This window comes from Filomicrobium sp. (genome assembly GCF_025698805.1).
GTDB lineage: Bacteria > Pseudomonadota > Alphaproteobacteria > Rhizobiales > Hyphomicrobiaceae > Filomicrobium > Filomicrobium insigne.
The window spans coordinates 1-11,016 of sequence record NZ_JAILWT010000008.1; the positions used below are offsets into that span (position 1 = coordinate 1).

General features: G+C 62.9%; 13 protein-coding genes. 6 read left to right on the plus strand and 7 right to left on the minus strand.

The features are described from left to right. Positions 1-155 precede the first annotated feature (155 nt). From K5845_RS17465 to K5845_RS17485, 5 genes are all read left to right on the plus strand, one after another. Complete coding sequence (locus K5845_RS17465) at positions 156-1,895, plus strand: relaxase/mobilization nuclease domain-containing protein (protein WP_012092635.1); 1,740 nt, start codon at positions 156-158, stop codon at positions 1,893-1,895. A gap of 24 nt (positions 1,896-1,919) precedes the next feature. Further along, complete coding sequence (locus K5845_RS17470) at positions 1,920-3,905, plus strand: conjugal transfer protein TraG (RefSeq protein WP_012092636.1); 1,986 nt, start codon at positions 1,920-1,922, stop codon at positions 3,903-3,905. A gap of 4 nt (positions 3,906-3,909) precedes the next feature. Further along, a complete protein-coding gene (locus tag K5845_RS17475) occupies positions 3,910-4,359 on the plus strand; it encodes a ribbon-helix-helix domain-containing protein (protein WP_012092637.1) in 450 nt (149 codons plus the stop codon). A 140-nt stretch (positions 4,360-4,499) separates the two neighbouring features. Next, the gene (locus K5845_RS17480; protein ID WP_036749074.1) at positions 4,500-4,784 is read left to right on the plus strand and encodes an EF-hand domain-containing protein; all 285 of its coding nucleotides are present in this window, start codon (positions 4,500-4,502) and stop codon (positions 4,782-4,784) included. Next, positions 4,777-5,352, plus strand: coding sequence for a hypothetical protein (locus tag K5845_RS17485; protein WP_028034399.1), 576 nt, complete (start codon positions 4,777-4,779; stop codon positions 5,350-5,352). The genes K5845_RS17480 and K5845_RS17485 overlap by 8 nt, the downstream gene beginning before the upstream one ends. Before the next feature lie 152 nt (positions 5,353-5,504). On the opposite strand, the gene K5845_RS17490 is transcribed toward K5845_RS17485, so the two are convergent. From K5845_RS17490 to K5845_RS17515, 6 genes are read right to left on the minus strand one after another with little or no spacing between them, the layout of a single operon-like run. Beyond that, positions 5,505-6,701, minus strand: a complete 1,197-nt coding sequence (locus tag K5845_RS17490; protein ID WP_151665539.1) for an MFS transporter — start codon at positions 6,699-6,701, stop codon at positions 5,505-5,507. 26 nt (positions 6,702-6,727) lie between these two features. Then, positions 6,728-7,444 carry an arsenical resistance protein ArsH gene (gene arsH / locus K5845_RS17495; protein ID WP_012092640.1) on the minus strand — a complete coding sequence of 239 codons (717 nt, stop codon included), beginning with the start codon at positions 7,442-7,444 and terminating at the stop codon, positions 6,728-6,730. Beyond that, positions 7,441-8,529: an ACR3 family arsenite efflux transporter gene (gene arsB, locus K5845_RS17500; protein ID WP_012092641.1), complete on the minus strand. Its 1,089-nt coding sequence runs from the start codon at positions 8,527-8,529 to the stop codon at positions 7,441-7,443. The genes arsH and arsB overlap by 4 nt, the downstream gene beginning before the upstream one ends. Positions 8,530-8,556: 27 nt before the next feature. After that, positions 8,557-8,982, minus strand: coding sequence for an arsenate reductase (glutaredoxin) (gene arsC, locus K5845_RS17505; RefSeq protein WP_012092642.1), 426 nt, complete (start codon positions 8,980-8,982; stop codon positions 8,557-8,559). Positions 8,983-8,990: 8 nt separating this feature from the next. Further along, positions 8,991-9,527, minus strand: coding sequence for an arsenate reductase ArsC (locus tag K5845_RS17510; RefSeq protein ID WP_034658503.1), 537 nt, complete (start codon positions 9,525-9,527; stop codon positions 8,991-8,993). 4 nt (positions 9,528-9,531) lie between these two features. Further along, complete coding sequence (locus K5845_RS17515) at positions 9,532-9,891, minus strand: ArsR/SmtB family transcription factor (RefSeq protein WP_012092644.1); 360 nt, start codon at positions 9,889-9,891, stop codon at positions 9,532-9,534. Between the two features lie 46 nt (positions 9,892-9,937). Between K5845_RS17515 and K5845_RS17520 the strand changes: the two genes are divergently transcribed. Beyond that, positions 9,938-10,435 (plus strand): DUF6428 family protein, encoded by a 498-nt coding sequence (locus tag K5845_RS17520; RefSeq protein WP_012092645.1) that lies wholly within the window; start codon positions 9,938-9,940, stop codon positions 10,433-10,435. Between the two features lie 105 nt (positions 10,436-10,540). Here K5845_RS17520 and lspA read toward each other — a convergent pair whose 3' ends face one another. Continuing rightward, on the minus strand, positions 10,541-11,005 hold the full coding sequence (gene lspA, locus K5845_RS17525) for a signal peptidase II (protein WP_012092646.1): 465 nt from the start codon (positions 11,003-11,005) through the stop codon (positions 10,541-10,543). Positions 11,006-11,016: the final 11 nt, after the last annotated feature.

Below are 11,016 nucleotides of genomic sequence, written 5' to 3' on the forward strand. Positions count from 1 at the left end.
TCTAAAAAATAATGAGCACGGTGCGGCTGTGGCGGGCGGTTGTTTTTGTTCAGGTTTCCGGCGCGTCCCGCACCGTGCGGCGCTGGCGCGCACCGTGCGCTGCGCGCTCCTCTTCCTGATTTTCCTTGATGATTTGCACCGTGCGGGGGCGCCCCATGTCCGATGACAACGAGTTCCGCATCCGTCCGGGCCGTATCCGCTCGACCCGCGCGCAACAGGCGAGGCCCTTTGTCGCCCAGGCGCTCGCCGCCGCCCAGAAAGCCGGCGGACGCGTCTCGCGCTCCGGCAAGATCACCTCGGGCAACCGCTCACGCTTCGGGCGCGGTCAGCGCGCCAGCATCCAGGCCAACCGGCTTCTCACCGGACGCTCGCGCATCGCCGTCATCAAGACCCGCGTGGTTCGCCAAACGGCACGCTCGGCTCCGCTCGGCGCACACCTTAATTATCTGCGCCGCGATGGCGTGACCCGCGACGGGGAAAAGGCGCGGATGTTCGGCCCGGAAAGGGACGACATGGATGTCGGCGCTTTCGCGGAAAAGTGCCAGGACGACAGGCATCATTTCCGCTTCATCGTCTCGCCCGAAGACGCGGTGGACATGGCCAATCTGAAGGATCACGCCCGCGAGCTGATGGGGCAGATGGAGAAGGATCTCGGCACGCGCCTCGATTGGGTCGCCGTCGATCACTGGAACACCGACAATCCCCATATCCATATCATCCTGCGCGGCCGCACCGACGATGGCCAGGACCTGGTGATTTCCCGCGACTACCTCAAGGAGGGCATGCGCGCCCGTGCGCAGGATCTGGTCACGCAGGAACTCGGGCCCCGCACCGATCTGGAGATCCACCGCAATCTGGAGCGGCAGGTCGAGGCGGAACGCTGGACGCAGCTCGACCGGCAGCTTGTGCGCGACGCCGGCAAGTCCGGCATCATCGACCTTGCCCCGCTTCCCGACCGCCAGCCGGACGAGTTTCATACTCTGAAGGTGGGGCGGCTGCGAACCCTTGAAATCCGCGGGCTTGCCGAAGAGATCGGCCTCTCGCAATGGTTCATCAAGCCCGAAGCCGAAGCGGTCCTGCGTGAACTGGGCGAGCGCGGCGACATCATCAAGCGCATGCACCGTGCCCTGACCGAACGCGGCATCGAACGCGGCTCGGCCAGCTATGTCCTCGCCGGCGAAAGCCTTGACGTTCCCGTCATCGGCCGCCTGGTCGAGCGCGGCCTCGACGACGAGTTGAAGGGCACCGCTTATGCCGTGGTCGACGGCACCGACGGGCGGACCCATCACATCAAGCTGCCGCATCTCGACGCCGCCGGCGACAGTCCGCCCGGTTCCATCGTCGAGTTGCGATCCTGGGAGGACCCGCAGGGGCAGCGCCGCGTCGCGCTCGCCGTCCGCGCCGATCTCGATCTTGGTGCGCAAGTCGGCGCCTCGGGCGCGACCTGGCTCGACCGGCAGGCCATCGCCCGCGATCCGATCGCGCTGTCGGACAGCGGTTTCGGCGCTGAGGTCCGTCAGGCTCTGGACGAACGCGCTGAACATCTGATCGGCGAGGGCTTTGCCGAGCGGCAGGGCGGTCGCGTCGTCTTCGCGCGCCGGCTGCTCAGCACCTTGCGCCAACGCGAACTCGACAACCTCGGCGAGAAGCTCGCAACCGAGACCGGCATGTCCTTCGAGCGCGCAGCCAGCGGCGAATATGTCGCCGGCTCCTATCGCCAGCGTTTCGCGCTCGCCTCCGGCCGCTTCGCCATGATCGACGACGGCCTCGGCTTCCAGCTCGTGCCCTGGTCGCCCTCTCTCGAAAAACAGATCGGCCGTCACGTCTCCGGCGTAGCCCGCGATGATGGCGGCGTAGATTGGGACTTCGGGCGCAAGCGCTCCCTCGGCCTTTAGCCTCAACCAGAAAGGACCATCGCAATGTCCGCGACCAAGATCCTCTGGGGACAGATCACCATCGTCTTCCTCATCATCCTCGCCACCACCTGGGGCGCGACCCAGTATGTCGCCTCGAGCCTCGGTTATCAGGCGCAACTCGGGCCGCCCTGGTTCGTGATGTTCGGCGTGCCGATCTATTATCCGCCCGCGATCTTCTGGTGGTGGTATTTCTACGAAGCCTATGCGCCGCCGATCTTCGCCAAGGGCGGGATCATCGCGGCATCGGGCGGCTTCATCGCCATTGCCGTCGCCATCGGCATGTCGGTCTGGCGGGCGCGCGAGGCGAAAAACGTCGCCACCTATGGCTCGGCGCGATGGGCCGGGAAAGGAGAGATCAAGGCGGCGGGCCTGCTCGATCCCGATGGTGTTGTTCTCGGCCGTTACGAGAAGGACTATCTACGCCATGACGGGCCGGAGCATGTCCTGTGCTTTGCCCCGACACGTTCGGGCAAAGGCGTCGGCCTCGTCGTCCCGTCGCTGCTGACCTGGCCGGGGTCGGCCATCGTCCACGACATCAAGGGTGAGAACTGGCAGCTCACCTCCGGCTTCCGCTCGCAGCACGGCCGCGTGCTGCTCTTCGACCCGACCAACCCGAAATCCTCGGCCTACAATCCGCTGCTGGAAGTGCGCCGCGGCGAGTGGGAGGTGCGCGACGTCCAGAACATCGCCGACATCCTCGTCGATCCGGAAGGCAGTCTCGACAAGCGCAACCATTGGGAAAAGACCAGCCATTCGCTGCTGGTGGGCGCCATCCTGCATGTGCTTTACGCCGAACCCGACAAGACCCTGGCAGGTGTGGCCAAATTCCTGTCCGATCCGAAGCGCCCGGTGGATTCCACGTTGCGCGCCATGATGAAGACCGCGCATCTGGGCGAAGCGGGGCCGCACCCGGTCGTTGCCAGCGCCGCGCGCGAGCTGCGCAACAAGTCCGAGAACGAGCGCAGCGGCGTGTTGTCGACGGCGATGTCGTTTCTCGGCCTGTATCGCGATCCGGTCGTGGCCGAAGTCACACGCCGCTCCGACTGGCGCATCAGCGATATTGTGGGAGGCGATCAGCCGGTCACGCTTTACCTCGTCGTGCCGCCCTCCGACATCAACCGCACCAAGCCGCTGATGCGATTGCTGCTCAATCAGATCGGCCGTCGCCTGACCGAAGACCTGCAGGCGAACGCCGGGCGGCATCGGCTCCTTCTGATGCTGGACGAGTTTCCGGCGCTGGGCAGGCTCGATTTCTTCGAGACCGCGCTGGCTTTCATGGCCGGCTACGGTCTGAAATCATTCCTGATCGCGCAGTCGCTGAACCAGATCGAGAAAGCCTACGGGCCGAACAACTCGATCCTCGACAACTGCCATGTCCGCGTCAGCTTCGCCACCAACGACGAGCGCACGGCGAAACGGGTGTCGGATGCGCTCGGCACCGCCACCGAGATGAAGGCGATGAAGAACTATGCCGGCCATCGCCTGTCGCCCTGGCTCGGGCACCTTATGGTCTCGCGCTCGGAAACCGCGCGCCAGTTGCTGACGCCGGGCGAGATCATGCAGCTTCCCCCACATGAGGAGATCGTCATGGTGGCGGGCATCCCCCCGATCCGGGCGACGAAGGCGCGCTATTACGAGGACGCCCGGTTTCGCGAGCGCGTTCTGTCACCGCCTGAATTGAAAGGTCCCGAAGAAACGCGGCCCGACGACTGGACCAAGCTTCCGATCCCGGCGCGACCGGAAGGCGCCACGGATCACGGCGACCAGAGAACCAATGACGAAGATCCGACCGAATCCGAACGCCGATTGCAGCCTGAACTCAGCCGCGTAAAGCCCGTGGAGAAGAAAAAGCCCCTCGAGAACGAATTCGAGATCGCGCCGCCCGATGAAGTTGAGGAAGAGGCCATGCAAAATCGGCGCATGATCCGCCAGGTGCAGGGCATTGCCCGGCAGGTTGCCATGGACCCGAACGACGGCATGGAGCTGTAGCGCCATGGCCAATCTCCGGAAGAAGAAAAAACTCACCGTCTATCTGGACCCCGATGTCGAAAAAGCCCTGACCGAGTTTGCCGCGCGGCGGGACCGGTCGCAGTCGATGATCGGCGAGGCGGCCATCGCCTCATTCCTGTCTCCCGACGATGCCGAACGCCGAGAGGCGATAATCGCCAAGCGCCTCGATCGACTCGATCGCCGCATGGACCGGCTTGAACGAGACGTCGGCATCGCCGTCGAAAGCCTGGCGGTCTTCATCCGCTTCTGGGTCAACACCACACCGGCCTTGCCTGAGCCGGCGGCAAAGGCCGCGAAGGCCAAATCAGCGGAGCGATACGAGGCGTTCATCACCGCGCTCGGTCGCCGCCTCGCACAGGGACCGAAGCTGCGGCAGGAGGTGTCGGAGGATGTGACGGATCAGAGAGTTGAATTTGGCCGCCTTAGTCGTTGACACGAGTTCCCGCTCCCGGTTGGCTGAGCAGTAACAAGGATCCGCCGGAAGCGGCCTTCGCGACTGTCGCGGTCTTTGGGATTTTCGCGAATTATCCTAAGGTGATGGCTGTATATTCACTCGACTTTGGAGGAACAGCCTTGAGACTTGCCATTGCCAGCCTGTTCGCCATCGGTCTCGCCGTCCCTGCCTTCGCCCAGACGGAACCGCCCGCAGATTTTGACGAAGCCGCATGGCAGGCCGAATGGGACGCGGGCGACACGGATGGCGACGGCAAGCTGAGCCGGGAAGAGGCGAAAGCCGGGAATCCGAACATGACCGATGAAGTCTTCGACCAGATCGACACCGATGGCGACGGTTTCATCAGCCCCGCGGAAGACAAGGCCGCGCTCTTCGAAGCACGCGGCAAAACCACAAATGAATAGGGTATGGGCGGGGGCTTTTGGCGCAACGGTGTTTGTCGCGGCAGCATCCGTGGCAGGCGCGGAGGCGCCCACGTCCGCCAGACCGGCCGGGTTGCCTGAGAACTATGTTCCTGAAATCCCCTCGCATGAGATGGAGCCGGACACCGGCCCGCTTTCGGCCGCCCTACAGGAGCGTTTCCGCGACCGTATCGCCGGTATCTTCATCGAGCGCGAGCCCGATTTCCATGTCGTCGTCAGGCTAACGGGAGACCGGGATGCGGGCACGCTTCAGTACCAATTGGGCGAAGATCGGGTGCGTGTCGAAGTCCTGACAGGCGCATCCCATACCGTCGATCAACTGGTCGCCGCGTTGGATGACCGCCAGATGATTACGCGCGTTCTTCCCGATGGCTACGGCGGATATGTCGATGAGCGCACCGGATATGTGGTTCTTACGGTTCTCCCCGGAACAGAGCTTGCCGGTGGCAGCGAAGCATCCCTTTCGGCTGCTTTGGGCGTGCCGATCCGCATCATCGAAGGGGAACCCGCTACAATCGGTCCAGCACCACAGCAGCGGGAAGAGCGGTAATCCATTGCGGCCCGGATTCCGGGCCGCGACGTGTCGCAAAAATCAGTCGCACAATTTTGACTTTCGCACGCGACATTTGCGACAGAAATTCCCCTGAAAATTCAACGTTGGCCTGACCTGCTACAAAAATCAGGGATCTTCGTGACGGCTTCTCAAAACTTATCGTTGCTTCCCGCTTCTCCTTTGATCGGCCCCCATAACAGCGCGACGAGGGCGAGATTGGCGATGGCGAGAGCTGCCAGCGCCACAAGAGTTTGATCGGTGCCCCCGACCGAAAGCAGGATCGCACCCACGGTTGGGCCGGCAGCTTGGGCGACGAGACTGGGCCGGGCAAGCCGCCCCATGATCGGCGCATAGCGGGAAGGTCCGAACAGGGCGAGCGGGAGCGCACCCTTGGCGATCGAGAAGATGCCATTGCCGGCCCCGTAGAGGATGAGCGACAGGCCGATGATGAGAAAACCTGCCGCGAGCATCGTCACCCCTGCCGCGCTCAGGACGGAGGCGGCCGCGAGTGTCCAGAAGGGATGATGCCTCCCCCCGCTCGCCATTTCGCCAATTCGGCCGGCGACTTGGGCCGGGCCTATCAGCGCGCCGAGGGCTACAGCTTCGCCCAGCGACAGCCCGCGTTGCTGCAACAGGGTCAGCAGATGCACCGATATGATGGTGACGCCCAATCCGGCCAGCACCACGATCGCCGTCATGATCAGATAGGCCCGGCGCTCATGGTCGCGCAGCTTGATCGCAGGAGCTTGGTCTTTGCCACCGATCGGCCTGGGCTTGCCGTTGCTCGGAAGGACCAGCAGCACGAGCGGCAGGCAGATCGCGAGATGAATGCCGGCATAGGCCATGCAGGCCCCGCGCCATCCCAGATGCTCCAGAAACAAGGCCGAGAGCGGCCAGCAGACCGTGCTTGCGAAGCCGCCCCACAAGGTCAGTGTAGTGATGGCGGATCGCGCGGAACGGCCATAATAGCCCCCGAGCGTGGCAAATGCCGCATCATAAAGGCCGGCCCCCATGCCGATACCGAGCACGATCCATCCGGCGACGAATACCCATAGGGACGGCGCAGCCGCAAGGATGACGAGGCCGGCAGCGAACAGCAGGCAAGCCAGAGCAAGGATGGGACGCCCGCCGTGCTGGCCAATGGCGTCACCCACGCGCGGGGAAACGACGCCGGCCGCGAGCAGGCCAATGGAGAGAGCGCCGACGATCCATGAAAGCGGCCAACCCGTATCGGCCGCGATCGGGGCGGCGAGAACGGCGAGCAGGTAATAGGAGCTGCCCCATGCAAATATCTGTACGATGCCGAGCGCGGAGATGACGGGCCACCTTCTCGCGTCGGGAGACAGGCCCGTTTGAGCCGGCAGGTTTGTCGTCACCGGACGCGCTTGAGCGCCATACGCTCTTCCAGCTTTTGGGCGGTTTCCTTGCGCTCGCTGTAGCGGTCGGTGAGGTAAGGAGCGACGTCGCGGGTCAGAAGCGTGAACTTCACCAGTTCCTCCATCACATCGACCACCCGGTCGTAATAGGATGAAGGCTTCATTCGACCCGCTTCGTCGAACTCCTGATATGCCTTGGCGACCGAGGACTGGTTGGGGATGGTGATCATCCGCATCCAGCGGCCGAGGACGCGAAGTTGGTTGACGGCGTTGAAACTCTGCGAGCCGCCAGAGACTTGCATCACGGCCAATGTGCGGCCCTGGGTGGGGCGAACTGCGCCAACCGCGAGCGGTATCCAGTCGATTTGCGCCTTGAGGACTCCGCTCATGGCACCGTGACGTTCGGGGCTGGTCCAGACCTGCCCTTCGGACCATTCCGAAAGTTTCCGAAGCTCCTGCACCTTCGGATGATCAACGGGCGCACCATCAGGCAGCGGCAGGCCGTGCGGATCGAACACACGGGTTTCCGCGCCGAAGTGGTTGAGGAGCCGTTCGGCTTCGAGCGTGAGCAGCTTGCTATAGGAGCGTTCACGCAACGAGCCGTAGAGCAGGAGAATGCGCGGCGGATGAGCAGAGGGCGTCGTTCGTAGGCGTTCAGCCGATGGGCTGTCGAGCACCGCGCGGACCACATTAGGAAGGTCGGAAACCGTCATGGCTTGGCCTCGGCCGGAACGGCAACGGGCGTCCCTTTCTCGGGAAACCACTTCGCGCCGAGCCTGAGCGCGACATGAACGAGCAGGATCAGTGCGGGCACTTCCACGAGCGGGCCGATGACGGCGGCGAAGGCCACCGGCGATGCGAGACCGAATGCCGCGATGGCGACCGCGATGGCCAACTCGAAATTATTGCCGGCAGCGGTGAAGGCGATGGCCGTGGTGCGCGGATAATCCGCCTCGATCAGCCGGCCCATCGCGAAGCTGATGAGGAACTGGATGACGAAATAAAGCGCCAGGGGAATGGCTATGCGCAGGACATCGAGAGGCAGCGACACCACGTCCGCGCCCTTGAGGCTGAACATGGCGACAATGGTGAACAGCAGCGCGGCTAGCGTTATGGGGCTGATGCGCGGCAGAAATTCGTGCTCATACCAGCCCGCGCCTTTGCGAGCGATGAGGATGCGGCGCGTCAGGAACCCGGCGAGGAAGGGAATGCCGAGATAGATCAGCACCGCTTCGGTAATGGTCCAGAAGCTCACGTCTATGACGCTGCCCTCAAGGCCGAAGAGGGGTGGCAAGACGGAAAGGAAAAACCACGCATAGGTGGAGAAGAACAGAATCTGGAATATCGAGTTGAAGGCAACCAGACCGGCGACATATTGATTGTCGCCGCGCGCGAGTTGGTTCCAGACCAGCACCATAGCGATGCAGCGGGCGAGTCCGATCAGGATCAGTCCTGTCATGTATTCCGGGTGGTCGCGCAGGAAGATCACGGCCAGCGCGAACATCAGCGTCGGGCCGATGATCCAGTTTTGTACCAGCGAAAGGATCAGCACTCGCTTGTCGGAAAAGACCCGGTGCAGTTCTTCGTAGCGCACCTTGGCGAGCGGCGGATACATCATCAGGATCAGGCCGATGGCGATCGGTATGTTGGTGGTGCCGACCGACATGGCGTTGAGAGCTTCCGGCAAGCCGGTGAATATCGTGCCCAGCACGACGCCGAGTGCCATCGCGGCGAAAATCCACACCGTCAGATAGCGGTCGAGGAAACCAAGGCGGGAAGCTGGCTTGAGGGAAGCCATCAGTATTCTCCAATCGCAGGCTGAAAGTCAGGCGGAAGCAACGCGCCGTCCATGTTCGTCAATGATCCGCTCGCCATCCTCTTTGACGAACTCGCCCCGTTGTGGGGGCAGCAGATCAAGAACGGCTTCGGACGGTCGGCAGAGCTTGACCCCTTGGGGGGTGACGACGAGGGGGCGATTGATGAGGATCGGGTGCGCCATCATGGCGTCGAGCAATGCGTCATCGCTCAATTCTGGATCGCCAAGGCCGAGGTCGGCATAGGGCGTTCCTTTCTCCCGCAAGATCGAGCGGGCCGTCAGGCTGGCGCGCTCGATGAGTTGCGCGAGCAGCGCCCGTGAGGGCGGGGTTTTCAGATATTCGATGATATGCGGCTCGACGCCGGAATTGCGGATCAGGCCGAGCGTATTGCGCGAGGTGCCGCAATCGGGATTGTGGTAGACAATGACATCCATGGATTGCCTCACGCCGCGCCAGAGCGGGGCGAGGCTGCCCCTTCGGATTGACCGATTTCGTTGAGCTTCATATTGAGCGACGATTTATCGAGGCTGGCGACGGGCAAGGCCACGAAGACCGAAATCCGGGTTTTCATGTAGCGAAACGCCGTGACAAAAGCCGCCATGCGCTGAATCTCGGTGCCCTCGACGGTGGCGGGGTCTTCGATACCCCAATGCGCGGTCATCGGCTGGCCCGGCCAGACCGGACAGGCTTCGCCGGCCGCGTTGTCGCAGACGGTGAACACGAAATCCATCACCGGCGCGTCGGGGCCGGAGAATTCTTCCCATCCTTTCGATCGGAAGCCTTCAGCCGGGTAGTCGTAGCTTTCGAGTACCTTCAGGGCGAGCGGGTTCACTTCGCCTTTGGGCTGGCTTCCAGCCGAATAGGCCCGGAAGCGACCCGCACCATCCTTGTTCAAGATGCTTTCGGCAAGGATCGAGCGGGCGGAATTTCCGGTGCAAAGAAACAGCACGTTGAAGATTCTATCGGAGTGATTGGCCATAGGCTCAGGCATGGGTGACGCCTTTCGTCGGTTTGCAGCAGGACAGCGCGGCGACTGCCGGGTTGCACACGTCCGGGTGGCCTTGGCAGCAATCGCGCATGAGAAATTCGAGCAGGCCGGACAGCGCCGGATAGGAGGCGCTGTAGATGATCGAGCGCCCGTCGCGCCGCGACTCGATGAGGTCGGCTTGTTCAAGGTGGCTCAGGTGGAAGGACATGCGCGACGACGATGCGCCGTCCATCGCTTCCCCGATCGCGCCGGCCGGCATCCCTTCCGGGCCGGCCGTCACCAGCAGGCGCACGATGCGCAGCCGGGTTTCCTGCGAGAGCGCCGCGAAGGCAGAGAGGGCTTGCTTTTCGTTCATGTATGCCTCAACATCTCAAGAGTAGTTGAATCATGGATACACGGACATGAACGCTTACGCCAGCCCCTTAATCACAGAATTTCCTGATGTTGCCTCGCTCGGGGCGATCCTCGATATTTTGGAGGGCCATGCCGACAAGGTTCTTGTGCTCGCCTATGGCGACGGGCAGCAGGTGCAGGCCGGCTATCACATCACGGAGGTCAAGGCCGGTTCCTTCGTCACGCTCGATTGCGGCGGCAATCCCGATGCGTGGCGGGAGACGGTCTTGCAGGTCGAGGATATTCCCCCGACCGAAGGCAGCATGCCGATGACCGTCGCCAAGTTCCGGTCAATCTTGGGAAAGGTCGGCAGCAGGGTCCAGCTTGACACGGACGCGCGGTTGACATGGGAGGTGAGCCGGCCCGGTGAGCCGATGCAGGTCTATGACGGGGCCGGAATCGAGATCGAGAAAGACCGGACGATTGTGCGTCTCAGCCCGCGCCCCGCAATCTGCAAGCCGAGGCATCGCGCGCAGCAGACGAGAGCGTCTGCCTGCTGCGGCTAAGCCCGCCCGAGCCATTGCCATGTCGCACTACTTCTAAATCCCGCTACGTTGCAGGTTCCGGGAATTTTGCGGCGATAGTTTCGGATAGCTGGCGAGGACTTCTGTTCATGCAGCCTTTGTTTTGCCTCGTGCCAGAACGCTCTCCACCAGCAAAAGCCCGACCCCACAGACAATCGCCACGTCGGCAAGGTTGAAGGCGGGCCAATGATAGCTGCCAATGTAAAAATCCAGGAAATCCGCCACCGCACCCTGCCGCAGCCGGTCGAGCAGATTGCCGAGCGCCCCCCCAACCACGAGCCCGAGGGCGGATGCCGTCAGGCGGCTGTCGCTTCGATGGATCCAGACAAGGAGGCCAGCGACTATAGCGAGCGTGAACGCCATCAGGAGCCAAGCCGGCGCCTGGCCGAACAATCCGAAGCTCACGCCGGTATTGAAGCCGAGCACGAGATTAAAGAAGCCGGTGACGGGGATGACCTGAGGCGGGTTCATAACATGGTTCAGGACCCACCACTTCGTCGCCTGATCAAGGAAAAATCCGCCAAGGGCGATGGGAAGGCCGAGCCTGAGCATGTCCAAATGTC

Coding starts and splice junctions, on each gene's coding strand:
- K5845_RS17465 (WP_012092635.1), top strand. CDS start 156: ATGTCCGATGACAACGAGTTCCGCATCCGTCCGGGCCGTATCCGCTCG.
- K5845_RS17470 (WP_012092636.1), top strand. CDS start 1,920: ATGTCCGCGACCAAGATCCTCTGGGGACAGATCACCATCGTCTTCCTC.
- K5845_RS17475 (WP_012092637.1), top strand. CDS start 3,910: ATGGCCAATCTCCGGAAGAAGAAAAAACTCACCGTCTATCTGGACCCC.
- K5845_RS17485 (WP_028034399.1), top strand. CDS start 4,777: ATGAATAGGGTATGGGCGGGGGCTTTTGGCGCAACGGTGTTTGTCGCG.
- arsH (WP_012092640.1), bottom strand. CDS start 7,444: ATGACGGTTTCCGACCTTCCTAATGTGGTCCGCGCGGTGCTCGACAGC.
- arsB (WP_012092641.1), bottom strand. CDS start 8,529: ATGGCTTCCCTCAAGCCAGCTTCCCGCCTTGGTTTCCTCGACCGCTAT.
- arsC (WP_012092642.1), bottom strand. CDS start 8,982: ATGGATGTCATTGTCTACCACAATCCCGATTGCGGCACCTCGCGCAAT.
- K5845_RS17510 (WP_034658503.1), bottom strand. CDS start 9,527: ATGGCCAATCACTCCGATAGAATCTTCAACGTGCTGTTTCTTTGCACC.
- K5845_RS17515 (WP_012092644.1), bottom strand. CDS start 9,891: ATGAACGAAAAGCAAGCCCTCTCTGCCTTCGCGGCGCTCTCGCAGGAA.
- K5845_RS17520 (WP_012092645.1), top strand. CDS start 9,938: ATGAACGCTTACGCCAGCCCCTTAATCACAGAATTTCCTGATGTTGCC.
- lspA (WP_012092646.1), bottom strand. CDS start 11,005: ATGCTCAGGCTCGGCCTTCCCATCGCCCTTGGCGGATTTTTCCTTGAT.